We start from the raw sequence: 23,338 nt of genomic DNA on the forward strand, positions 1-23,338 counted from the left end.
CCCCTTCCGAGCCGATCCGCGCACCAGCCGGCCGCACAGCACTCGCACGGCCGGTGGGAGCCGACCACGCTACGCCCGCCCCGGCCACGTCCGGCCGAGGGCGGGCCGCGGGTGCGCGCTGGTCGGCGAGATGTTGACGCGCAGGTCGGCTTCGGCCCGTAGGGGACGGCGCCGCTGCCGGCTCCACTGGCAGGGCGTACACGATCGGGTGGCGTCGGGTTCGAAGGTGACCGCGCTTGGAGGGGACCTCGCGGCCGAGCAGGTCGCAGCCCGGCCCGACCGGAGCCGACCAGGGCCCGCCCTTCTCCGGTCCGCGGTTGTTCCCGGGCGCGGTGGGGCGACCTCGCTGCAAGCGCGTCCCTCTTCCGCCCGGACCGGGGCTCGGCCGGGTGCGCACGGCGCCACGTGCGGGCAGGCCGGGCGCGAGGCTGCGGCACGTCGGGATCGGTCGCCCCTCGTTCCGGCGGCGGCAGGGGCGCGGGGGAGAGCAGGTGCGCCCGTACGGGCGTGCGCATGGCGTGCGGCGTGCGGCACCGGGATCGCAGGGGGAGGGAGGCGGGCCCTCCCACTGGCCCTCCCGAGCAACCCCAGCCCCAGCAGTCGCACCATGGGCCCTGTCGGTCTCATGGGTCACACGGGTGGCCCGCTCCTGGGCCCGCGGTTTCAGCGCGTGCCGGGTTTCACCGCAGACATCTTTCCGGAGGTATGAAAAAAGATCCCTCCGAGGCTTTAATCGGATCAGGTGGGGAACGCGCGGAGCGGTCTCGCCCCATGGGGAGCGAAACAGGACGAGTTGCCGCCGATCCGAAGTTCCGGCGGGCCGACACCTCGAATGCCCCCGGCTGAATTCACCGGATTGATCACCCATCGCGGATCGACCGGCGTATTCGGGCCCCGTGTCGGTGGTGGCTGTTTTCCGTGGCCCCCGGACATGGAGATCCATCCTCGGAAAGCAAGGAGAGTGATCAACCGTTGTACGGATTCCACCACCGCGCCGTGATCGGCGTACGGAGCGGACCGGGGGCGGCCCCGCCCTGACCGGGCACCTCGCCGTCCTGCGGGTCCGGCGGCCCGGCGGAGCATCGCCGGGCCAGGGTGCGAAACGGGCCTCACCGGCACCCCTGCTCGTAGTGGCAGACGTGCCGGGTGCCCACTCCGGAGCCAGTGCCTGAGCGCTTTTCGGGACAGCAGTCTCGACGAAGAGCGGTAGTGCCCTCTGCCCCTGCGCGAGGCGGGCCTGCCGCTGGGCGCGGCAGTCGGTGTGGACGGCGACGCTCGACGGCCTTCGACCAGCCGCCGCCGGATCGCCACGGGCCCGCGGGTCGTCGGTGAATGAATGGCATCAGTTCGCCTGCATCTTTCCCGTGGTGCGTCCCGTGCGTCGGCGACAGACACCCGACCGATCTGATCGGCTGGCTGGTCCGGCATTCCTTCCCGAGCCGTGCTCGTACGGTAAGGCGCCGCAGGGCGGGAAACCGGCGTATTTGATTGACCGGCCGATCGTGGCGAAGCGTGGTCGGCGGTATTTCCGGCTCATGGCGTGCGCGGTCGAAAAATCTCCCCGCCCTTCGCTGAAATGAAAAGCTGAACGAGAACGTCTGGAGTTGACCATGGAAGCAAAGGTGACGGGCCGCGAGGTGGAAGCCATCGCCGTCGTCGGGGCCGCCTGCCGGTTCCCGGGCCGGGCGGCAACGCTCGACGGGTACTGGAAGCTGCTGCTGGAGGGCGGCGAGAGCGTGGGCCCGGTTCCGGAGGAGCGGTGGGCCGACTACGCGGGCCGCGGCCCGGCGCAGGACCGGGTGCTGGCCTCGGCCACGCGGTCGGGATCGTTCCTCGCCGGGGACATCTACGGCTTCGACGCGCCGTTCTTCGGGATCGCCCCGCGTGAGGCGAGGTTGATGGACCCCCAGCAGCGGATGGCCCTGGAGGTGGCGTGGCAGGCGCTGGAGCACGCCGGGATCGATCCGCAAGCGCTGGCGGGCGGGGACGCCGGGGTGTTCATGGGGGTCGGGTCGGACGACTACGGGCGGCCCCTGCTGGAGGACCTGGCCGGGATCGAGGCGTGGACCGGGATCGGTGCGTCGCTGTGCGGGGTGGCGAACCGGATCTCGCACACCCTGGACCTCCGCGGTCCGAGCATGGCCGTCGACACTGCCTGCTCCTCGTCGCTGGTCGCGCTCCACCAGGCGTGCCTGAGCCTGCGGGCAGGCGAGTGCCCCCTGGCGCTGGCCGGCGGCGTGATGCTGATGACGGGACCGGGGTTGACCGTGGTGCTGGACCGGGCCGGCGCGCTGGCCCCCGACGGTCGTTCCAAGCCCTTCGACGCCGCCGCGGACGGCTACGGGCGCGGCGAGGGGTGCGGGGTCGTGGTCCTGAAGAGGCTGTCCGACGCGGTGCGGGACCGCGACGAGGTCCTCGCGCTGATCAGGGGTAGCGCCGTCCACCAGGACGGCCGCACCGAGGGCATCATGGCGCCCAGCGGGTCCGCGCAGGAGCACCTGCTGCGCCGCGCCTACGCCGCGGCCGGGGTGGACCCGGCGGAGGTGGACTACGTCGAGGCGCACGGAACGGGCACCCGCGCGGGAGACCCGCTCGAAGCAAGGGCGCTCGCAGCGGTGCTGGGGCCGGGTCGGGCCGGGAGCGGGCCCTGCCTGGTCGGTGCGGTGAAGGGCAACATCGGACACCTGGAGGCCGCGGCCGGGATAGCCGGGCTGATCAAGGCCGTGCTGGTCCTGCGGAACCGGACGGTCCCGCCCAACCAGGTGTTCTCCGGCCCGACGGACGCCATCGACTGGGAGGCATCGGGCCTGCGGCTGGTCACGGGGCGCACGGCGCTGGCGCCGCGCGACGGACGGCCGCTGCGGGCCGGCGTGGCGTCGTACGGCTACGGCGGCACCATCGCCCACGTAGTGCTGGAGGAAGCGCCCCACCGGCGGGCCGCCGCACCGGACGGCCCGGCCGCACCGGCGGCGCAGGAGCCGCGCGTGTACCCGCTGTCAGCGGGCAGCCCCGCCGCGCTGCAGGTCCACGCGCGTGAACTCGCCGAGGCGCTGTCACGGCCCACGGCGGAACTCGCGGACATCGGCCACACCATGGCGCTGCGCCGCGCCCACCTCCCCTGTCGCGCGGCCGTCGTGGCCGACGACCGGGCCACCCTGGTCGCCGGTCTGCGCGCAGTCGCCGATCCGGACGGCCCCGGCACACCGGGCGCGGTCATCGCGGACGCGCCCGCCGCGCAGGCGCAGGACGCGGTCTGGGTGTTCTCCGGGCACGGCTCGCAGTGGGTCGGGATGGGCCGGGAACTCCTCGTCCAGGAGCCCGTGTTCGCCCGTACCATCGACCGGCTCGGCCCCTGGTACCAGGAGGAGATCGGCTTCACCCCCCGCCAGGTCATCGAGGACGGATCCCTGGACGGCGTGGACCGGATCCAGGCCACCCTGGTCGCGGTGCAGCTGGGACTCGCGGAGCTGTGGCGCTGGTACGGGCTGCGGCCGGGGGCGGTGATCGGCCACTCCGTGGGGGAGATCTCCGCCGCGGTAGTCGCCGGCGTGCTGACCGAGGAGGAGGGGGCCCGCCTCGTCTGCCGCCGCTCAGCCCTGCTGCGGGCCTTCGACGGCCTGGGTGCCATGGCGATGGTCACCCTGCCGTCCGAGGAGGTCGCGCGCGACCTGAAGGGGTGCGAGGACATCTCCTGCGCGGTCGAGGCGTCTCCCACCACGACCGTGGTGTCCGGAACGGCCGAGGCCGTAGAACGCTGGTGCGGGCAGTGGGAGCGGGCCGGACACGGAGTACGGCCGGTCAAGTCGACCGTGGCCTTCCACAGCCCGCAGATGGAGGTGCCCGCCCGGCGGCTCGAACAGGCCCTGACCGACCTGAGCCCGCGCGCACCGCGCCTGCCGCTGTACGCGACGGCCTGCGACGACCCCCGCTCGGCCCCGCCCCGGGACAGCGCCTACTGGGCGCGGAACCTGCGCGAGCCGGTGCGCTTCGCCGGGGCGGTCCGGGCAGCGGCGGAGGACGGTCACCGCACCTTCCTGGAGGTCTCGCCGCACCCGGTGGTGGCCGGATCCATCACGGAGACCGCCCCCGTCGACGGCACCGTCGTCCTGCCCACGCTACGCCGCGGGCGCGGCGAACGCGCCGTCCTCCTCTCCTCGCTGGCCGCCCTGTACTGCCAGGGCGCGCGGGTGGACTGGGAACGCCTGCACCCGCACAGCCGACTCACCCGGCTCCCGGGCACGGTCTGGGAGCGCGCACACCACCGCGCCGGACCTTCCGCCGCACCGGAGCGGTCCTGCGCGCGGTACCACGACCCGCAGGCGCACACGCTGCTGGGCGAGGTGACGGCCGTTCACCACCCGCCGCTACGGCTGTGGCGCACCGTACTGGAGCGGGACAGCCGCCCCTATCCCGGGGCGCACCCCGTGGCGGGCACCGAGATCGTCCCGGCGGCCGTGCTGCTGCACACCTTCGCCCACGCGGCCCGGGAACTGGGCGACGGCGATGCGTTCCCCGACCTGATCGACGTCGACCTGCGCATCCCCGTCGCCGTGCCCCACGAGGGTGCCCGCGAACTGCAGGTGCTGGGGCAGGCCGGAAGGCTGACCCTCTCCTCGCGCCTGCTCGACGACTCCGGCCAGGCCGATACGGAGGCCTGGCAGCACCACTGCTCCGCCACAGTGGCCACCACGTCCGCCAACGCGTCCACGGCGGCGTCCGGCACGCGGGACTGCGCGGCCCCGGCCCTGCCCGCGGTCCCGGCAAACCAGGCCCTGCCCCGTGACTGGGTGGTACGGCAACTGTCCGACCTCGGCGTCGCCGCCATGGGTTTCCCTTGGCACATCATCTCCCTGCACCGAGGCGAAGGGGTGCTGCTGGCCCGCGCCCGGGCCGTGCCGGAGGGGGACGAGTTCCCGGCGAGCTGGGCCAGCCTGCTCGACGCGGCCCTGTCGCTGGCGTCCCTGGTCTTCGGCGGCGCGCCGCTGCTGCGGATGCCCGCGCACCTGGACCGGCTGTCCCTGACCGCCCCCGCCCCGACGGAGGCACGGATCGAAGTCCACCGGCGGCCGGACAGCCCCGACACCGCCGACGTCCGGCTGACCGGCACCGACGGACCGGCCTCGGCCGAACTGCACGGCCTGCGCTACGCCCCGCTGGAGGACCCCGAGCAGGACGCCGCCACCTTGGTGGCCGCCGACGTCGGCTGGCTCCCCGTGAACGTGCCGGCCGCCCCCGTCCCGCCCCGCGTTTCCCGTGTCCTGCTCGTCGGTGACCGGCAGCTGGAGGACGAACTGCGGCACCACTGGTCGCCGACCGAGGCCCTCCTGGAAACGAGCACGGACCTCCGGCCGGAGCAGTCGGCCCGCGCCGACCACGTCCTCGTCGCCTGCACCGTGGACGGCCTGCCGACGGCCCAGGCGGCCCATGAAGCCGCGGCAGCCTTCTCCCGGCACCTGCGCGCCCTCCTGGGTCCCGGCCAGCCGCCCGGCGGGCCCCGGATCTGGTGCCTGACCCGCGGGGTCCGCGAGGCCGAGGGATCGGCCGCGCTGGCCCGGTCGCCGCTGTGGGGGATGAGCCGGGTCGCGGCAGGTGAGCACCCCGACAGGTGGGGCGGCACCATCGACCTGCCCGCCAGCGCCCTCACCGATGCCGACGCGTCCACGGTGCTGCGCCTCCTGACGGCGCGGCCCACCGAGGACATCCTCTGCCTCCGGGAGGGCGGCGTGCAGGCGCGGCGCCTGCTCCCCAGCGGCAGGTCCGCCCGACCCCGCCCGGCAGCCTGCCAGTCCGACGCCACCTACGCCGTCACCGGCGGGCTCGGAGCCCTGGGCCTGCTGACCGCCGCGACCCTGACAGCCCAGGGCGCCCGCCGTCTGCTCCTGCTGTCCCGCTCCGGCCTGCCGCCCCGCGACACCTGGGACCGCGCCGAACCGGGCTCGCCGCTCCAGCGGCGGATCCGCGCCGTGCGGGCCCTGGAGGCCGAGGGGGCGACCGTCCTGGCCCCGGCCGTCGACGTCGCCGACGAGACAGCCCTGCAGCGACTGCTGCGGAGACTGGAGCTCCCCCCGGTCCGGGGCGTGGTGCACGCCGCCGGAACCGTCGAGAGCGCCATGCTGCAGCACCTCGACGAAGCTGCGCTCGGTCGCGTCATGCGGCCCAAGGTGGACGGGGCCCTCGCCCTGCACCGCCTCTTCCCGCCCGGGGAGCTGGACTTCATGGTCTTCTACTCCTCCCTGGGACCGCTGCTCGGCCTGCCCGGGCAGGGCTCCTACGCCGCAGCCAACTCCTTCCTGGACGCCCTGGCCCGGCACCGCAACACCGGCGGCCACCACGAGACGGTCAGCGTCGCGTGGACCAGCTGGCGCGGCCAGGGCATGTCCACCTCCGCGGCGGCCACCGACGCCGAACTCGCCGCCCGCGGCACCGCCGACATCACCGCCGCCCAGGCCCTGCGCCACCTGCCGCACCTGCTCAGCGCGCCCACCGTCCCCGCCGCCGCGGACTTCGCGGTGCTGGCGCTGAAGCCCCAGGCCGCCGACCTCCGCCCGCCCCTGCTCGGCGCCCTCCCCCTGCCCACCGACGACCTGCAGGCCCCCGCGCCGCAGGCCGATCCCCTCGCCGGACTCGACGGCGCGGAACTGGAGCACGCGATCACGGCCGAAGTCCGGCGGGCGGCCGCCCGCGTCCTCGGCGGCGAACCGGACGCCCTCCCGGACAACCGCCCCCTGTCCCAGCTGGGAATGGACTCCCTCCTCACCGTCCGCTTCCGTGTCCAGCTTGAACAGCGCCTGCACACGCCGATGCCGGCCACCTTGGTCTGGAACCACCCCACCGTCGCCGCCATCGCCCGCTACGCCGCCGGGCAACTCGCCCGCAGCGACTCGAACGCGCCCTGAAGCGCGGCACCCTACCCAGGAGATCGACCATGACCGCACAACCCCCCCAGCAGCGGTACGGCGAGTCCCTCTACGCCAGCGCCAACGCCGACGAGGGCGAACGCCTGGGCTACCTGGCCACCGTCTTCGACCCGGCCAGCCGCGCCGTCCTCACCGGACTGGACATCCCCCCGCACGCGACCTGCCTCGACGTCGGCGCGGGCACCGGCACCATCAGCACCTGGCTGGCCGCAATGCCGGGCGGCCCGTACCAGGTCACCGCTCTCGACCGCGACACCCACTTCCTGCTCCGATCCGCGCCGCCGAACGTACGCGTCCTGCAGGGCGACGTCACCGACCCCGGCCTCGACCCGGGCCGGTTCGACCTGGTCCACTGCCGCTTCACCCTCATGCACCTGCGCGAACGCGACACCGTCCTGCGGCGCCTGGTCTCCTGGCTCAGACCCGGCGGTCTGCTCGTCGTCTCCGACGCCGAGGCCACGGGCGGCGAACACTCCCACCACGACGCCTATCGCACCAGCGTCCAGGCACTGTGGCGGAACCTGGCCGAGACCATCGGCACCGATCCGCACTGCGCCTCTCGATGGCCGGGCGCCTTCCACGACCTCGGACTGCGGGACATCAGGACAGCCGCCCACTTCCCCACCGTCCACACGGAACCCGACTGCAGCCGCTTCACCGCCCTCACCCTCCGCGAGGGCGGACCCGCCATGCTGGCCGACGGCTTCGCCCCGGAGACGCTCCGGGACGCCCTGCGCCACCTCTCCCGGCCCGGCACCCACGAACCGTTCATCACCATGCTCACCACCTGGGGACGCCGCCCCGAGCGCTGACCCCCCGGTTGCCGGAGCCTGCGCCGCAAGCCCCGGCAACCGGAACCGAGTGCCTCCGACCCAACCGCCAGCACACCCTGAAGAGAACTCCCCCATGAACAGGACGCCCCCACCGAGGCAGAACACGCCGCCGCAACCACATGCTCTCGCTGCTCGGCGGCATCCACATCTCCCGCGCCCTGCACGTCGTGGCCGAACTGGGGATCGCCGACCTGCTCGCCGACGGCCCGGTGACCACCCGGGAACTGGCCCGGGCCACCGCCACCCACGAACCCACGCTCCACCGTGTCCTGCGGCTGCCGACCGCCCTGGGGGTGTTCGAGGAGACCGGCTCCCGCGCCTTCGGCACGACCCGTCCTGGGAGAGCGGCTGCGCACCGGGGTGCCGGCCAGCATGCGCTCCTGGGCCACCCTCCCCGAGGTGCTCGGCGGCGTGGCCCCGTTCGCGCCCATCCTGGACACCGTCAAGACCGGCGAACCCGGCTTCGACGCCGCCCTGGGTACGGACCTCTTCTCCTACCTGCGCGACCACCCGGACCACGGGGCCGCCTTCGACGCCGCGATGGCGGAACGCACCGCCGCCTTCGCCCCCTCCGTGGCCGAGGCCGGAGACTTCTCCCGGGCCCGCACCGTCGTCGACGTGGGCGGCGGCAACGGGATGCTGCTGGCACAGATCCTGCGGCAGCACCCCCACCTCGACGGCGTGCTGTTCGACTCCCCCGCCGTCACCTCCCGCCCCAACACGCTGCTCACCGCCCCCGACCTCGCCGGCCGCTGCCGGATCGAGCCGGGCGACTTCTTCGACCGCGTCCCCACGGGGGGCGACGTCTACGTCATGGCCAACATCGTCCACGACTGGGACGACACCCGCGCCGCCACGATCCTGCACGACTGCGCCCGGGCGATGAACGAGGACGGCCGGATCCTGCTCGTGGAACGGATGATCCCCGACAGCCCCGCAGAGGCCGTTCCCGCCCTGGTCAGCGACATCAGCATGCTCGTCCTCACCGGCGGCCGGGAGCGGACCGTCACCGAATACGCAGCCCTCCTGGACGCCGCCGGCCTCACCCTGCGCAGCGTCCGCCCCGTCTCCTTCCCGTACGGCGTCCTCGAAGGCACCCGGTGAAACGCTCCTTCCGCCGGTGGCCGTAGGCATTGTCGGCGTGCAACTTGCCGGGCCTGCGGCGCCAACTCGTCGGCGTCCGCCGCGGCCGCGCGGCGCACCGAGGCGGCAGTGGGCTGGGTTCGGGGTGCGGGCGGGCGGACGGTGGCGTGGGTGGCGGCATGCTCCTGGAGGAGGTGGCGAGTGGAGTCGCGCAGGTGGAGGCGGTGCAGGTCCTCGGGGCTCACCCAGTGGAGCAGGACGCCTTCGCGTAGGTCCGCGTCGTCGGGGTGGCCCTCCCGGCGGGTGGTGAAGATCTGGATGGGGACGGCCAGGCCGTGCCGGTCTGTGGTCCATTCGACGGTCAGCGGCTCGACCGCGCCGAGGCGCAGCCCGGGGGCCTCCTCGGCGAGTTCGCGCCGCAGCGTCGCCTCGATCGTGGCGTCGCCCGCTTCCCGGCCACCGCCCAGCAGACTCCACTCACCAGGCGCCCAGATATGTGCGAAATTGTCCCGCAGGTGCAGCAGGTACTCGCCGCGGCCGTTGTGGATGACGGCGGAGGCGTTCACAGGCTCCGGCCGGCCGGTCAGGCCCGCCGCCGGGAGCTTGGCGCGCAGCTCAGAAGCCGTTGTCTTTCCGAGAGTGATGGCTGCATATCTGCAGTTCAGGCATAGTTTTGGCGTTTCGGCGGCAGGGACGAGGTGTCGTGTCGTCTCTTCGGTGGAGGTGCCGGGATGCCGTCGGTGATGGGGTTGCTGGAGGAGCGCGAACGCGCGGCTCGGCAGCGGGTGGAGGCCCTTCAGGCCGAGCTGCGGGAGGCGGAGTCCGTGTGGGAGCGGCTCGTGATCGCCCGCGAGACGGTGGCCGAGGTCCTGACGGGACCCCGCGGGGGTGACGAAAAGGTGCCGGTCGTGACGGCCACTGAGCGGCCGGCGCGAGTCCCGGCAGCGGCGCCGGGTTCGATGGTGCCGCACTGGCGGGAGGGTCTCGTCCCCGCGGTGCTGGCGCCGGACTATCAGCGGATCATGGATGCTCTCGCCGGCCGCAACGGGTCGTGCGGGGAAGTGATGGACTGTCGGCAACTCGCGGCAGCACTCGGGCTGGAGCCGGTTCAGGCGAAGGTGGAAGGGGTGCGGTCGAAGGCGAAGCGGCTGGCCGCGCGGGGCTGGCTGGCCGAGGAACAGCCCGGGATGTTCAGCGTGCTCGCCGGGCGAGGCGTCGGCTCATGACCATGCTCATCGACCAGCGGATCACCGCCTCCGAGGTGTCGGTGCGGCCCTCGTAGTCGCGGGCGAGTCGGCGTGAGCGCATCAGCCACGCGAACGTCCGCTCGACCAGCCACCTCTTCGGCAGCACGACGAAGCCCGTGGTGTCGTCGCCGCGTTTGACCACGCTCAGCGCGAGGCTCAGGACGTCGCGGGCGAGGTCGACCAGACGTCCGGTGTAGCCGCCGTCGGCCCACACAAGCGTGATGCGCCAGTGCCGTTCGCGTAGCCGGGCCAGCAGCGTCTGGCCGGCCTCGCGGTCGGTGACCGAGGCCGCGGTGACCATCACCGTCAGCAGCAGCCCGAGAGTGTCCACCACGATGTGACGCTTGCGGCCGTTCACCTTCTTCCCTCCGTCGAATCCTCGGGTGGCGGCCGGCACCGACGCGGCGCCCTTCACCGACTGGGCGTCGACGATCCCCGCGGTCGGCTCCGGATCGCGGCCCGCCTCCTCGCGGACCCGGTCCCGCAGCCGGTCGTGGAACTCGGCGACCAGCCCCTTGTCCCGCCAGCGCCCGAAGAAGGCGTAGACGCGGTCCCATGCGGGGAAGTCCGCGGGCATCGCCCGCCAGGTGATGCCACCCGCGACCAGGTAGCGCACAGCATCGACCATCTGCCGGTGGCAGTACCCCTCCGGCTGCCCGCCCCGGCCCTCCAACCATCCCGGAACGGGCATGACGTCGCGCACCACGGCCCACTCCGCGTCGCTCATGTCGGACGGATACCTCGGTCGCCTGTGCGGACGGTCCCCGGCGTTCCCGAACCGATGAGCGAGGCAATCACACCTCAGGGCACCGGAGTTGGACGACACCGGCACGGGCACGAAAGACTGCAGCACCAGGGGCCTCCTGTTGCTCGGTTGGATTCGACACCCACGAGCTGCACGGGAGGCCCCACTCTCATGCGCAGTCGGCCAGAAGATCACCCGACCGAGTCGACGACCTCGAACTCACGCTCACCAAGATCGATAGAGCAACGGCCACTCATACCCAGGCGGCTTGGACCCGCCAAGCTGCCGCCTGTCCTGCGGTGCCAGCCCGCGGTTCGGGCCGTGCCCAGCCCTGCCGTCGGCGCGTCGCCGCAACATACCGCGACCTGCCCACCTACCGAGCGGTTGCCGACGCCACCACCTACCTGACGAACTTGCTGTCCACCTTCACAACCTGGGAGCGCGGGCCCGGACCCCCGATGGCCTGGACCAGTCCACCGGGCCGCAGCGCCAGCAGCGGGAGGGCACGGGCGCCCCCGCTGTAATTCGTAGGCATGGAAAGGGCCGCTAAGGCCCGGGTCCGGCGGCAGCCGGACTTCCATGACTGGCGCAGTGACCCTAACCAGCCCTCGACCAGCAGGCCGACCTCAGTGACCGACCCGGGTGGCGGCAGCGGCATGGACAGCCAGCCCGCCGGAGGCCTGACGGCTGTAGCGAGTGCCGCGGCTGGTTCTTGGATTTAAAGAGCGGCAATGCTCTGACCTGCGGGAATGCGGAGCGAATGTGGGGCTATAACCCCCGTTACTAGCCGGTAACTGGGGGTTGTAACCCCGCACTCGCCGGACCGACGCGCCGATCGCGGGTTGTAGCCCCACAAAAGTTATGCCCTGAGATAACCTTTGGTGGTGATCAGTGCATCGAAGGGCGGCCGCGTGGTCCGCCTCCCCGCCTCGCGGCCCGGCCAGCCTGCCGCGCCGCCCCCCGCTGAGCCAGCGGGCGCGCACAACGTGGTTGCGATCCGGCTCCAGCCGGGTGAGACGGTCGCGGTCAATCCGGCTCCGGAGCCAGAACCGGCTAGCCCCAAGCGGGAGGACTTCGACTTCCTCGGCCACACCTTCTACATGGCCTCGAAGGAGCTCTCCGCCAAGCTGCCGTTCATCGGGTTGACCGCCACGGAGTACGACGTCTGGCACACCATGCTCGGCGCTCAACTCAAGGGCGGTATCGTGCCGATCACCGTCATCAAGCTCGGTGAGCGACTCGGTATCGGCCGCAAGGAAGCAGGCGAGGCCCTGGCCCGTTTCCTTGACATGGGTTTCATGTGGCTGGAGCGGCGAGGCCGCTACCGGATCAACCCGCGCATCGCCTTCTGGGGGTCCAGCGCCGAGCAGCAGCGCGCCCTGGCGCTGATGCCGGACTCGATCCCCGAGATTCGCTTGCCCGAGGGCGAGGTCCGTCCGCCCCGCCGCACCCGCCGACCGAAGCTGGAGTCGTTGTGATGACCGCCGCCGACCATGACCCGGGCACGGAAACCTTCCTGACCGCCGAAGGCAGCGTCTTCACCGCGCAGGATCTCTCCCGGGCCCTGCCGCTGTACCGGCTCACCACCCTGCAGTACGACGTCTGGCACACGGTGCTGGGGGAGATGACCGACGGCGGCTTCGTCACCCTCACGCTCGACGACATCGCCGAGCGGCTGGCCACGAGCAAGAGCAACATCTCACCCGCTCTCAACCGCCTGGCCGAACTCGGCCTGCTGTGGCGGATCTCCAACGGGCTGTACAGGATCAACCCGCGGATCGCCTTCAAGGGCTCGCGGGAGGAGTGGATCGAGGCGCTGGAAGAGGTGCCGGCTGACGTCCCCGAGGTCGTCCTTCCCAGTTACCGGCGGCGCCCACCCCGAACCAACAGGTCCGGGCTGGCTGCTGCTGGCTGAGTGCGGGTTGTATCCCCCTGAAAGTTATCCCCATGCAGAACTTTCAGGCATCTGCGGCCTGCCAGGCCCAGGCCTCTGCCCGGCCTTTTACTGGGCCCTGCGGACCGGGCCCGATGCACCAGCGCCGGAGGTTTGGCGGGGCGACGGATCGCAGGCGTTGGGGGCCTGACGCACTGCCCGCGCCCTGCCGGCATCGCGCCGACCGGACGCTGCAGCCGGGCGCCGGTCGTGCTCCGCACCGCCGCGGTCTCCGCAAGCGCGGACGGGCGGCACAGGCCCCGCATAATCGCCCCGAGGCGGAAGTCCGGCCATGCCGCCCGCTGACGGAACTTCAAGAGTTCCGCCCCGAGGCGGAATCTGTCGTGGCGGGGGTCTACTCTGCCGGTGTGAATAACGCCCCGAGTCGAAATGAAGCCGACCCTGCCGAGACGTTGTTCGACGTCGAGGAGCAGCCGAAGGCCATGCCGTTGTGCGCCCGGGAGGGCTGTGGCAAGCCGGTGCCGGTCGCACCCTCGGGGCGGGGCCGGCCAGCCCGGCACTGCTCCAAGGCGTGCAAGTCCAAGGCTGAGCGGGCCCGCTACAAGGCCCGCGGCGCCGTCCTGGCTGGTCCCGGTGACGCCGAGCCGCGGGGCGGGGGCGAGCTGCCTCCCGTGCCGGTGCTGGAGGGCGCGCGGGCGGCGGTGGCCGACTATGCCGTGCAGGTGTCCTTGGCGGTCAAGGAGTTCCTGGCGCAGGTCGACGAGGACCCGGCCGGTGCCTTCGACCGGTTCTTCGAGCGGCGGGCCGTGCTGTCCGCGCAGGCGGGCGAGGCGGCCGCGGAGGTGCGCGACCAGGCCCGCTGGCCGCACCTTGATGCTGGCGCCCGGGCGCTGCTGCGTGCCCAGGAGGAGCTGGCGGCGCCGGGCGTGCTGGCCCGGGTGGAGAACAGCCTGCTCCGCGAATCCACCCGGGAAGATCTGGCAGGCGAAGCGCCTCGGGGCGAAAACCCGACGACAGGGCCGGGCCTGGTCGGGGGCGCACTCCCGACCCGGGGCGGAAGTCCGACGGGAGGGGAGCCGGTCGATCCCGCCGAGGCGGGGAAAACGCCTCGGGGCGGAAACCCTGCCCTCGTTTCCTTCTCGGTGGGCGACGCGGTTGCGCCTCGGGCTGGAGCCCTTGCCCTCGTCCCCTCGGCGCCAGGCGACGAGATAGCGCCTCGGGGCGGAAACGCGGGTGCTCCCGTTGCCGTCTCGGACATGAAGAAAACGCCTCGGGGCGTTATTGCTGGGCCCGGCTCTGCCGACCGCGGGGGGCCTGTTACGCCTCGGGGTGAAATCCGGTCCGGGAGGCAGGCCAGCCCCGCCGCGGCCCCTGAGAGGCTGACCGCTCCAGTGCCCCAGGTGCCCTACGACCTTGCGCTGGGCCAGCGGGTCGACCAGCTCCCGCCCACCGAGCGCGCGTTCGGCGTTCCGCACCGCTCCTACGAGCTCGGCGGCGGCCTGGTTCATCTGAGCTGGCCCGGCGCGCCCGGCGTCCAGGCCATCGAGCAGTACGGCGTCGTGGTCGGCTGGGTCGAGGTCTGGGACATCGACACCGTCGCTGCGCCAGCCCCCTGGGCCGCGCTTGTCGAGGGCCGCCCTGTGGTCGATGCCGCCGACGGCGAAGTCCTCCTGGCCCCCGCTCCCGAAGCCGCGCTCGACCTCCTGCGCGCGGCCCTCGGGCAGCGGACGGCGCCGCGGCCGGACGCCTCCTGACCCGGCCCGATCAGCGTCGGCAGGAACGCGGCCGTCCGGCCGCCTTCATCGTCGTCAGCGAAGCCGGCGGGCCGCAGGGGGAGCCGGAAGGCGGCGGGCGCGGATCCCGCAGGGGCGCGGCGGAGGCCCGGCACCTTCGAGGTGCCGGGCCTCCGGGCTGATCGGCGGGTTGCTTCCCCGCTGGCCCCGCCGCCCAACGGGCCGCCCTGCCCGATGCATCCGGGGGCGCCGCCCGCATCCTCCGCCAGGTGTGCTCGCGCCAGCGGAAGTGTCCCGCGCGGGACACTTCCGCGCGTTCCGCCGGGAGGAACCAGGGGGTTCGCGGGGCCGTTTCGGCGGAGGCGAGGCGGGCGTTCTACGTACTTTCTGGCGGTCCGGAACGCCTGGAAGCGTGCGTTCTTGAGGCCGCGTCCACGAGGGTGTGCGGGAGCTTTGAGGCGGCCCGGACGCCCCGGAGCGTCTGGGAGAGCTGCATTCTGCAGCCGGGAAACGGCGAGCACCGCGGGGATCCCCGAGACATAAAAGGCCAGGTCGGGGCTAACTGGTCATTTCAAAATGAGTTCGACCGGGGGCTTGGCAGTTGAGGGGCGAGGCGGCAGAGTGCTGCATATGCCGGATGATCTTGTGCCAGATGACCTGTGGGAGCGGGTCGCTCCGCTGCTGCCGCCACGCCCGCCGAGGCGCCCCCGCTACCCGGGCCGCCTGCCGACGGATGACCGTGCTGCGCTCCGCGGCATCATGTATGTGCTGTGCAAGGGCGTGAGCTGGCGCGACGTGCCCGCGGAGCGGACCGGGTGCAGTGGTGTCACCGCCTGGCGGCGGTTGCGGGACTGGAGCCAGGCCGGCGTGTGGCCTCGTCTGCACGAGCTGCTTCTTGCCGAACTGCGGTCGGCGGGCCTGCTGGAGATGGACGACGCGGCGGTCGACGGCTCGCACGTCAGGGCCCTCAAGGGGGGCTCACACCGGACCTTCGCCGGTGGACCGGGGCCGGCCGGGCAGCAAGCACCATCTGATCGTCGACCGGAACGGCACCCCACTCGCTGTCACGCTGACCGGTGGAAACCGCCACGACGTCACCCAGCTGCTGCCGCTGCTGGACGCGATCCCGCGCATCCGGGGCCTGCGCGGACGGCCACGTCACCGGCCGCGCAGGCTCTTCGCTGACCGGGGCTACGACTACGACAAGTACCGGCGCATCCTGCGGCACCGCGGCATCACCCCCAGGATCGCCCGGCGCGGCGTCGCCCACGGCTCAGGACTCGGGAAGACCCGTTGGGTTGTCGAGCGGACCTTCGCCTGGCTGCACCAGTTCAAGCGCCTGCGGATCCGCTACGAGAGACACGCGGACCTCCACCTGGGCCTGCTTCAACTCGCCTGCAGCATCATCTGCCTGCGCAGGCTCCGGTCCTCTTCCTAGAATGATCAGTGATGGCTGGCCGCAGGCGGGCCGCCTTGATTCACGCCCTCAGGCTGACGGGGAAGCAGTCGGGGGTGACGCAGCCGATGATCTGGTGCTGGTCGATGGGCAGCAGGCGGCTGCTGACCGGCTTGGGTGCCGTGGCTGGGCGGGCGGCGTATTCGGCGAGGACGTTGCCCGAGCCGTCGACGACGGTGACGACGGAGGGGACGACGCTGCCGCCTGTGACGACGAGCTGGGGCACCCGGCCTACGTACCGGACGCTGAAGGTGCCCACGTCCTGCGGCGTGAGGTCGGCCTGCGCGACCTGGACCAGAGTGGCTTCGCCCTCGGGCTTGATCTCCGTCACCGGGATGCTGCTCACGTCGGGGGAGGCGGGGCCGCCCTCGGTTGCCTCAAGCGTCCCGAGGTCGGTGATTTCGGACTGGGGCGTGGTCTCGGACATGTTCTCTCCTTGCGGGCCGGCGCGGTGCCGACCTGGTCAGAGCGTCGCAGGGCACGGTGTTGTGCTCAGCGACTTCTGGAGGAAAGGCCGAAAATCGGTGACCCGGCGTGAAACCACGCTGTCCCCGGTCTGTCAGCGGCGAGGCCGGGAGCCGCGGGTCGCCCTACGGTCAGGCAGTATGTGCTCACGCCAGTTGTCCCCCGGAGTGCGCTCCCCCTCAGCGGGGGAGTTCGGCGGTGCGCCCGGGGAGAGCCGTGGTGATGTAGCGCATGGCGGTGTCGTCGGTGATGCCGAACGGGCGCATGAGGTGGAGCGGGTCGCCGGTGGCGGTGGCTGCGTCGAGGAACTGGGCCCGGCCGAGGCGGTAGAGGGCGGTTTCGTCGGCGAGGACCAGTTGCAGGGCGGATTGGGCAATGGCTTACGAGCGGGTTCGTGATAGCGGGTGAGGACGGGATCGCCTGTCGGAGGCCGTGGTTCGCACCTTGGCGGTACGGTCGGAGCGAGGTCGGCAATGGCGCGGTAGGTGTCGGGCAGGTGGTTCCGGCAGTGGGTTCAGCGCCCGAGGCCCTTCCACCGCTTGTGGTCGGCGAGGGTGCGATTCACCCGCTCCCTTCCCTGGCTGCCATACCGGGGTCCGTAGGGTTCCCTGCCTGTCACACCGCAGTCGCACCAGCACGCCTGCACAGGTCGGATCTGGTGTCGATCCCCCGTGGGCGCGACGTGGGTTCCGGCCGAACGCTCCCAGCGGCGAACTCCCGCCTCCCCTTGATCCTCAAGGCAGGCAGGGTCAAAAACGGCGATTTCCGGACTACTTAAGCATTGGTGGACGTAGTCGCCCGTTTGCCGCGGTCGTCTGCATGCCAAGGATTCAGTCAGGTATCGGTACGACGGAAGGCGGGTTGAGCATGGCGGACTGGGTGAAGGTCACGGGCGGTCTCAGCGCGATCTCGGCGGGGTCCCGGACGACGGTGTGGGGGCTGAACCCCGCCAACGCCATCTGGCGGTACACCAACTACGACGGCTCCCCGTGGATCAACATCCCCGGCGGGCTGAGCGACATCGGGGCGGGCGCGGACGGCACGGTCTGGGGCGTCAACGGCGCCAACCAGATCTTCCGGTACGTCGGGGACCAGGACGGCGACAATCCGTGGAAGAACATCTCCGGCAGCCTCGTCCGCATCGACGCCGGCTCCCGGACGAACGTGTGGGGGGTGGACTCCGCCGGCGCCATCTACCGGTACACGAACTACGACACCAGCCCCTGGATCAAGATCCCCGGCGGGCTGAGCGACATCGGGGCGGGCGCGGACGGCACGGTCTGGGGCGTCAACGGCGCCAACCAGATCTTCCGGTACGTCGGGGACCAGGACAGCGCGAACCCGTGGAAGAACGTCGCCGGCAGCCTGAAGCGCATCGCAGTGGGCTCCCGGACGAACGTGTGGGGCATCGACCCCGCCGGCACCATCTACCGGTACACCAACAACGACGCCAGCGGCACCAACCCGTGGATCAAGATCCCCGCCCCCGGCCCCGCCACCGACATCGCCGCCGGCGCCGACGGCACCGTGTGGCACGTCAACGGCGCCAGCGAGGTCTACCGGTACACCGGCGACCAGCCGAGCTGATCCCCCACCTGCCGTTTCGTGCGGGCCCGGCGGCCCAGAGGGCCCGGGCCCGCACGAATGCACTGGTCACTCCTGCGCCGCGTTCAGCCCGCTTTGGCCAGGTCAGGTGCAGGCACACACGCCAAGCCGCCCCCGCAGGAGATCGCCGAGGCGACCAGCCGACCCGCGCCTGGCAGCAGCAGGCGAAGAGCATCCCGCGAGGCAGCCACCGGCGAAAGGCCCCGGCCCCCGGGTTCGGCACCGGACCCTCCAGCTTCCGCAGACGCGAAATAGGCCGCCCGTACTGACGGTACCCCGTTGGGATGATCTTGCGCCCGTTCCGTACCCGCCGACCAGCAGGCGGTTTTACGGTCGTGCGACCGCCGCCCGCGTTGTGCGAGCGGCACGAAGCGAGAGGACGCCCTGTGATGCCGGATGCGGCTGCGATGAGCGAAAAGTTCGATTCCCTGTTCGCCTGGTTCGACCAGGACGGCGACGGGCAGCTGTCGGGGGCCGATTTCCAGGCCACGGCCGCGGTGTTCTCCCGGACGGCGCGGCCGGGCGACGATGCCAACGTGAAGGCCATCCACGATGCGTTCGGCCAGTGGTGGGACCTGCTGGTCGAGCACGCGGACACCGACGGCGACGGAATGGTCTCCCGCGAGGAGTTCCGCGTCGTCATGCAGGACAACGTGACCGCCCCCGCGCACTTCGAGAGCGCCGTGATGCGGATCGCCGACGCGGTGATGGACGCCTTCGACACCAACGGGGACGGCGTGCTGTCCCTGGAGGAGTACGTGCGCCTCTACGACACCCTGGGCGTTCCCCGCGAGGTGTCCGCGCCGGCGTTCGCCCGGATCGACCTCAACGGCGACGGCGTCGTCGGCCACGCCGAGTACCGCAAGGCGATCGTGGAGTTCTACCTCAGCACCGATCCCGCCGCACCGGGCAACTACCTGTTGGGCCCGGCAGGTCTTTCACTCTGACCCTGCCCCGACTACCGCCCGGCGCCGGCCGTGCTCACTGCTTCCCGGCCCGGCCCGGGTCCCGCAGTGGCCGCAGGCGGCCGGGCATCCCAGGCAGCAGGACGCCTTGCCGGCCGAGCAGGTTGACGCGGTGCCGCTCGAACAGGAGAAGCGGGCGATGTCCTGATCACGGAGGTCGAAGCCGTCGGCGCGCAGCCGCTCCAGGGCAGCGTCCACGTCCAGGGTGTCGACCAGCACCAGAGCATGTTCGAGGCCTGCGGGGCAGCCCCTGCCAGCGACCGGCCGCACAGGCTGTTCGCGGACCGCGGCTACAACCACACCTCCGCGTCCTTCGTCGTAGCGGCATCACGCCGAGGATCACCGCCGCGGCCTCACCCATGGTTCCGGACCGGGCAGGGGACGCTAGCTGGTCGAGCGAACCTTCGTCTGGCTCCACCAGTTCAAACGGCTCCGCACCGGCTACAAGCGACGCACCGACCTCGATTGGGCCTGCTCCAACCAGCCTGCAGCCATCATCTGCCTGCGGAAGCTCCGAACCTCATTCTGAAACGATCAGTTAGTCCGTTTTGCTGGGACAGTCCCAGGCCATTTCCCCTGGTGACGACGTTATGGCTCGGCCTGGGACAAGGCTGGGACATCCGGCTGCAGCAGGTTGACCTTTGACAGGGGACCCTGACCGTTTGCCACCTGACCTTGACCACCACCAGGTTCCTGCCACCTGACCTTGACCGGCGGATGCATGTACCGGTGCGAGCAGACTCCGGTGGACAGGCATCGTGGGACGGGCCGCCGCGATCGTCATCGGGTGCGAGCCGTTGGCGGTTGCACCCTGCACCAGGCCTTCTCCCTACGGTTCGAGACCGTCCCGGCGAACGGGTGACAGCCTCCCCGGCCACGCCTTACGCGTTCGGGTCCCAGGCGAAGAGTCGCTCGAAGATGACCCGGTCGCCGTCGATCTTCACCGAGTCCAGCGGTGTGCGTCCGTAGAACCACAGGACCAGCTCGCTGGCCGTGCCCCGGGCTGAGGCGTCGGCCGGGGCCTGGGCCTCGCCGACAGCCGGGAGGCGGACGGCGCGGGCGCCGTTCGCCTCGACCGTGAAGCGCCAGGAGCGGCCTTCGGTGGCGTGGTAGTCGACGACGGCCGGCTCGTGCGGCCAGGTGCCCGACCACGCGCAGCAAGTGAACAGGAAGTCCTCGACGCCGTCCAGCGCCACCTCCGCCGGCAGCGGCTGCGCGGTGCCCGCGGTGAGTTGGGCGTCGTAGGTGTGCATCGCGATCTCCTGGAGCTGGTGCCGGGCGACGGCGCCGCTGGTCCGCGGCGACTGCGAGGCGCCCCACCACGTCCAGCACTCGGCGTCCGGACCTGCCTCCCGCAGGGTGTCCAGCAGCTGCTGGGTCGACGCGGCAAGCCAGGCCGCCAACGCCTCACGCTCCCGGGGCGCCCGCGTCTCGGCACGCGCCGCCACGGCCTCAGGCGGCGGGGCGTCGGCCGGACCGGCCCCGACGACGGCGGCCCAGAACGGGCGGCCCGAGCCCAGGTGCCGCGCCAGGTCGAACAGCGTCCATTCGGGACAGGTCGGCACCTGCACGTCCAGGTCGGGCGCGGCGGAGATCGCGGCCCGGAAGGCCGTCGCCCGCTCGTCGATCAGCCGCAGCAGGTCGGGAAGCTCAAGATTCTTCTGCACCACGGCTGTCTATCACCGCACGTCGGAGACCGAAAGCGAGTTTCCCTGCCGCCGCCTGCCGCCGCCTGCCGCCGCCGCCGTCGAACCGCACGTCGACAGCAACGTCCTCGCCGCTCGGATCGCCGAAGAAGAACGCCGGCGCGCCCGACTGCGGGCGTTCACCGACCAGGCGCTCCGTTCCTTCGGCCCCGGAGCCTGAACCGGCGGTCAAACTCGCCTGTCAATCGGTCAAGATCGCCTGGCAAAGGTCAGATCGGGTCCGCGTGCAGCACCTTAGCCGACTGCGGGTGCAGCAAGGGCGTCCTTGCTGCACCCGGCTTCGCCGATCCGGCGCGCTGCACCCGGCTGTCCGGCGCTGCTGCAGCGGGAGTCGGCCAGCACCGGCCTGCGTTGCGCAACGGCGGCAACCCGCGCTGCGCGGTGCAGCACGGCGCCCCGTGCTGCACCGCCGGCGCTGCGACTGCGACGGGCTGCGCAGCGGGTGGCTGCGACTGCGAGGGCCTGCGCAACCGCTGACTGCGCAGTGTCCGTGGCCGGGTGCGTGGGTGCGATCCGGTGCGCAACCGCTTGGAGCAGGGTGCGCAAGGACGGGTGCGGGCGCTGTGTGCGGGGTGCGACGTCGCAGGTGGAGCGGGTGCGATGGGGATCGCAGTCGTGGCTGCCGCAGGCCTCGGCCGGGCGGCCGGCCGGGTCGGTTGCGCACCGGCCCGGCCTCGGGCGGTTGCGCATGCGCACCGTGCTGCGCGGCCTCTTGCGCATGCGCAAGGACAACCTGCGGACCCGGCTGCGCATGCGCAGCCGGGGGGCGGGCGGTTGCGCATGCGCGGGGACAACCAGCGCGGAGTGCGGGACAACCAGGACACGCTGCGCCTGGTGACGGGACAACGATGCAGCGCTGCTGCACCGGGAAGCGGGACAACATGCAGCACCTGGTGCAGCAACCCGTCCGGCTGCTGCTGCACTGCTGCCCGCCGCTGCACCAGCAGCGGCGGGGATTTTCGGACCGGTCCGCAATCAGGGCTCCTTGATGGCCGACCCGGCGGCGGTGAGTTTCGGATCGGTCCGTAATGGGCTGGGGCTTGGGCGACCGCCAGAGCTACGATCCGGGCATGCAAAACGGATCGGTCCGAAATTCCGGCGCCTTGGACGTGCTGTTCGAGGTGGCGTCGGGCGAGGTGTGCCTGCGGGTGGGGTGCGGGAAGACGGTGCCGGCGGCGGAGCCCGGCAAGCGCGGGCGCCGGTCGAGGTACTGCTCGACGGCGTGCAAGTCCAAGGCTGCCCGGGACAAGGCGAAGGCCGATGCCGCCCGCTCCGCGCTGGAAGGCCCGCGGGCCGAGCTGCTGCGCGGCGCGGAGGCCGCCGTGGACGTCGCCCTGGCGTTCCTGGACGCCGTGGACGCCGATCCGGTGGCCGCGTACGAGTGAGCTGCACTGATCTTCGTGGAGTCCTTGAAGCCTGGGTTACGATCCAGGCGTAAGGAGAACCACGAGCAGTGCCAGCACCACGTAAGTACCCCGATGAACTCCGCGAGCGCGCCGTCCGCGAGGTCCGCTCGACCGGCCGCCCGGTGGCGCATGTCGCCCGTGACCTCGGCATCCACAAGGAGGCCCTGCGGTCCTGGGTCCGCCAGGCCGAGGCCGACGCCGGTGAGCGCGACGACCGCCCGACCAGCTCCGAACTGGAGGAGCTGAAGCAACTCCGCAAAGAGAATGCCGAGTTGAGACGAGCCAATGAGATCCTCAAAGCGGCCAGCGTGTTTTTTGCCCAGGAGATCGACCGTCCCCGGACGAGGCCGAGCAGGTGATCGACCACCTGCGAGAGGGCTTCGGGGTCGATCCTGTGTGCCGGGTGCTGGAGCTGTCTCCGTCGACGTACTTCGCGCGGAAAACGCGGCCGAAGTCCGCCCGCCGGGCGCGCGACGAGGAGCTGATTTCGCTGGTGACGGCCGCGTGGGAGGACTCGGGCCGAACCTACGGCGCCCGCCGGATCACCCGCGCGCTGGTCCGGTCCGGCCACGCGGTGGCACGCTGCACGGTCGAGCGGCTGATGCGCGACATCGGGATCGAGGGCGTCATCCGCGGCCGGCGCCGCCGCACCACGATCCCGGAGCCGACCGCTCCGCGCCCGCCCGATCTTGTCAACCGGCGGTTCACCGCCGAGCGGCCGAACCAGCTGTGGCTGGCGGACCTGACCTACATCCGCACCTGGTCGGGCTGGGTCTACGTGGCGTTCGTCCTGGACGCGTACTCCCGTCGGATCGTGGGCTGGCAGGCCGCCACCCACATGCGCACGGACCTGCCGCTGGACGCGTTGGAGATGGCGCTGTGGCGGCAGCGGATCAAGAATGACGCCGGCCTCATCCATCACAGCGACCGCGGGTCGCAATACGTGTCCATTCGCTACACAGAGCGATTGTCCGAGGTCGGAGCCTCGGCGTCCGTGGGCTCCGTCGCCGACTCGTACGACAACGCGATGGCCGAGGCCCTGAACGGCACGTTCAAGGCCGAACTGATCGAGCATCAGGGGCCCTGGCGGGACTTCGACGAGGTCGAGCGGGCCGTCTTCCAGTGGGTCGCCTGGTACAACGGTGAACGACTCCACTCCGCCCTCGGCTACATCCCGCCCGACGAATACGAGCAGGCGTACTGGGCCAGCCTGGAGGAGAGCCCGCAGACCGCCTGATCACACGATCACGGACTCCACGAAACTCGGGGCAGCTCAGTTGTCC

At 71.9% G+C, this 23,338-nt stretch carries 16 protein-coding genes and 2 pseudogenes; 13 read left to right on the forward strand and 5 right to left on the reverse strand.

Annotated features, from left to right (window positions below; all coding sequences use genetic code 11):
- Positions 1 to 1,610 precede the first annotated feature (1,610 nt).
- The 4 genes and pseudogenes from QSK52_RS30040 (at position 1,611) to QSK52_RS30050 (ending at position 8,854) form a co-directional block, all read left to right on the forward strand.
- Positions 1,611 to 6,896 (forward strand): type I polyketide synthase, encoded by a 5,286-nt coding sequence (locus tag QSK52_RS30040; protein WP_285739379.1) that lies wholly within the window; start codon positions 1,611 to 1,613, stop codon positions 6,894 to 6,896.
- 29 nt (positions 6,897 to 6,925) lie between these two features.
- Positions 6,926 to 7,729, forward strand: a complete 804-nt coding sequence (locus QSK52_RS30045; protein ID WP_285739359.1) for a class I SAM-dependent methyltransferase — start codon at positions 6,926 to 6,928, stop codon at positions 7,727 to 7,729.
- A 140-nt stretch (positions 7,730 to 7,869) separates the two neighbouring features.
- Positions 7,870 to 8,061, forward strand: a pseudogene (locus QSK52_RS39730) (methyltransferase family protein); the annotation flags it as partial.
- 61 nt (positions 8,062 to 8,122) lie between these two features.
- Entirely contained in the window at positions 8,123 to 8,854 is a 732-nt protein-coding gene (locus QSK52_RS30050) for a methyltransferase (RefSeq protein ID WP_285739360.1), read from the forward strand.
- A gap of 185 nt (positions 8,855 to 9,039) precedes the next feature.
- On the opposite strand, the pseudogene QSK52_RS30055 reads toward QSK52_RS30050, so the two are convergent.
- A pseudogene (locus QSK52_RS30055) lies at positions 9,040 to 9,399 on the reverse strand (NUDIX domain-containing protein); the annotation flags it as partial.
- Positions 9,400 to 9,564: 165 nt separating this feature from the next.
- Here QSK52_RS30055 and QSK52_RS30060 point away from each other — a divergent pair.
- Positions 9,565 to 10,059 (forward strand): hypothetical protein, encoded by a 495-nt coding sequence (locus QSK52_RS30060; protein ID WP_285739361.1) that lies wholly within the window; start codon positions 9,565 to 9,567, stop codon positions 10,057 to 10,059.
- On the opposite strand, the gene QSK52_RS30065 is transcribed toward QSK52_RS30060, so the two are convergent.
- Positions 10,025 to 10,807 (reverse strand): IS5 family transposase, encoded by a 783-nt coding sequence (locus QSK52_RS30065; RefSeq protein WP_285739362.1) that lies wholly within the window; start codon positions 10,805 to 10,807, stop codon positions 10,025 to 10,027. The genes QSK52_RS30060 and QSK52_RS30065 overlap by 35 nt on opposite strands.
- Positions 10,808 to 11,709: 902 nt before the next feature.
- Between QSK52_RS30065 and QSK52_RS30070 the strand changes: the two genes are divergently transcribed.
- The 4 genes from QSK52_RS30070 to QSK52_RS30085 all read left to right on the forward strand — a co-directional run bounded on the left by QSK52_RS30070 (position 11,710) and on the right by QSK52_RS30085 (position 15,890).
- Positions 11,710 to 12,303, forward strand: coding sequence for a hypothetical protein (locus QSK52_RS30070; RefSeq protein WP_285739363.1), 594 nt, complete (start codon positions 11,710 to 11,712; stop codon positions 12,301 to 12,303).
- The gene (locus QSK52_RS30075; RefSeq protein ID WP_285739364.1) at positions 12,303 to 12,740 is read left to right on the forward strand and encodes a replication/maintenance protein RepL; all 438 of its coding nucleotides are present in this window, start codon (positions 12,303 to 12,305) and stop codon (positions 12,738 to 12,740) included. Before QSK52_RS30070 ends, QSK52_RS30075 begins: the two co-directional genes overlap by 1 nt.
- A 386-nt stretch (positions 12,741 to 13,126) precedes the next feature.
- On the forward strand, positions 13,127 to 14,473 hold the full coding sequence (locus tag QSK52_RS30080; protein WP_285739365.1) for a hypothetical protein: 1,347 nt from the start codon (positions 13,127 to 13,129) through the stop codon (positions 14,471 to 14,473).
- A gap of 609 nt (positions 14,474 to 15,082) precedes the next feature.
- Positions 15,083 to 15,890, forward strand: a protein-coding gene (locus QSK52_RS30085) for an IS5 family transposase (protein WP_435053405.1) whose coding sequence is annotated in 2 segments (ribosomal slippage) — positions 15,083 to 15,435 and positions 15,434 to 15,890 — 810 coding nt in all. Because the reading frame shifts where the segments join, the coding sequence is not laid out codon by codon here.
- 40 nt (positions 15,891 to 15,930) lie between these two features.
- On the opposite strand, the gene QSK52_RS30090 is transcribed toward QSK52_RS30085, so the two are convergent.
- On the reverse strand, positions 15,931 to 16,335 hold the full coding sequence (locus QSK52_RS30090) for a hypothetical protein (protein WP_285739366.1): 405 nt from the start codon (positions 16,333 to 16,335) through the stop codon (positions 15,931 to 15,933).
- A gap of 905 nt (positions 16,336 to 17,240) precedes the next feature.
- Between QSK52_RS30090 and QSK52_RS30095 the strand changes: the two genes are divergently transcribed.
- The gene (locus QSK52_RS30095) at positions 17,241 to 17,960 is read left to right on the forward strand and encodes a tectonin domain-containing protein (RefSeq protein WP_285681233.1); all 720 of its coding nucleotides are present in this window, start codon (positions 17,241 to 17,243) and stop codon (positions 17,958 to 17,960) included.
- A gap of 425 nt (positions 17,961 to 18,385) precedes the next feature.
- Positions 18,386 to 18,925, forward strand: coding sequence for an EF-hand domain-containing protein (locus tag QSK52_RS30100; protein WP_285739367.1), 540 nt, complete (start codon positions 18,386 to 18,388; stop codon positions 18,923 to 18,925).
- Here QSK52_RS30100 and QSK52_RS30105 read toward each other — a convergent pair.
- Complete coding sequence (locus QSK52_RS30105) at positions 18,917 to 19,162, reverse strand: hypothetical protein (protein WP_158715385.1); 246 nt, start codon at positions 19,160 to 19,162, stop codon at positions 18,917 to 18,919. The two genes, QSK52_RS30100 and QSK52_RS30105, sit on opposite strands and share 9 nt — an antisense overlap.
- A 662-nt stretch (positions 19,163 to 19,824) precedes the next feature.
- Positions 19,825 to 20,610, reverse strand: coding sequence for a maleylpyruvate isomerase family mycothiol-dependent enzyme (locus tag QSK52_RS30115; RefSeq protein WP_285739368.1), 786 nt, complete (start codon positions 20,608 to 20,610; stop codon positions 19,825 to 19,827).
- Between the two features lie 1,109 nt (positions 20,611 to 21,719).
- On the opposite strand from QSK52_RS30115, the gene QSK52_RS30120 reads away from it, so the two are divergent.
- Together QSK52_RS30120 and QSK52_RS30125 are read left to right on the forward strand one after the other, a co-directional pair.
- On the forward strand, positions 21,720 to 22,034 hold the full coding sequence (locus tag QSK52_RS30120) for a hypothetical protein (RefSeq protein WP_285739369.1): 315 nt from the start codon (positions 21,720 to 21,722) through the stop codon (positions 22,032 to 22,034).
- 68 nt (positions 22,035 to 22,102) lie between these two features.
- Positions 22,103 to 23,292 (forward strand): IS3 family transposase gene (locus QSK52_RS30125; protein WP_285739370.1). Its coding sequence is split into 2 segments (ribosomal slippage): positions 22,103 to 22,367 and positions 22,367 to 23,292, totalling 1,191 coding nucleotides; the frame shifts between segments, so codons are not numbered across the junction.
- Positions 23,293 to 23,338 lie beyond the last annotated feature (46 nt).

The sequence above is a fragment of the Kitasatospora phosalacinea genome, from assembly GCF_030268885.1.
Taxonomy (GTDB): domain Bacteria; phylum Actinomycetota; class Actinomycetes; order Streptomycetales; family Streptomycetaceae; genus Kitasatospora; species Kitasatospora phosalacinea_C.

Bases quoted from the DNA above. Each gene is read 5' to 3' on its own strand.
- QSK52_RS30040 (WP_285739379.1), top strand. From the start codon at position 1,611: ATGGAAGCAAAGGTGACGGGCCGCGAGGTGGAAGCCATCGCCGTCGTC.
- QSK52_RS30045 (WP_285739359.1), top strand. From the start codon at position 6,926: ATGACCGCACAACCCCCCCAGCAGCGGTACGGCGAGTCCCTCTACGCC.
- QSK52_RS30050 (WP_285739360.1), top strand. From the start codon at position 8,123: ATGCGCTCCTGGGCCACCCTCCCCGAGGTGCTCGGCGGCGTGGCCCCG.
- QSK52_RS30060 (WP_285739361.1), top strand. From the start codon at position 9,565: ATGCCGTCGGTGATGGGGTTGCTGGAGGAGCGCGAACGCGCGGCTCGG.
- QSK52_RS30065 (WP_285739362.1), bottom strand. From the start codon at position 10,807: ATGAGCGACGCGGAGTGGGCCGTGGTGCGCGACGTCATGCCCGTTCCG.
- QSK52_RS30075 (WP_285739364.1), top strand. From the start codon at position 12,303: ATGACCGCCGCCGACCATGACCCGGGCACGGAAACCTTCCTGACCGCC.
- QSK52_RS30090 (WP_285739366.1), bottom strand. From the start codon at position 16,335: ATGTCCGAGACCACGCCCCAGTCCGAAATCACCGACCTCGGGACGCTT.
- QSK52_RS30095 (WP_285681233.1), top strand. From the start codon at position 17,241: ATGGCGGACTGGGTGAAGGTCACGGGCGGTCTCAGCGCGATCTCGGCG.
- QSK52_RS30100 (WP_285739367.1), top strand. From the start codon at position 18,386: ATGAGCGAAAAGTTCGATTCCCTGTTCGCCTGGTTCGACCAGGACGGC.
- QSK52_RS30120 (WP_285739369.1), top strand. From the start codon at position 21,720: ATGCAAAACGGATCGGTCCGAAATTCCGGCGCCTTGGACGTGCTGTTC.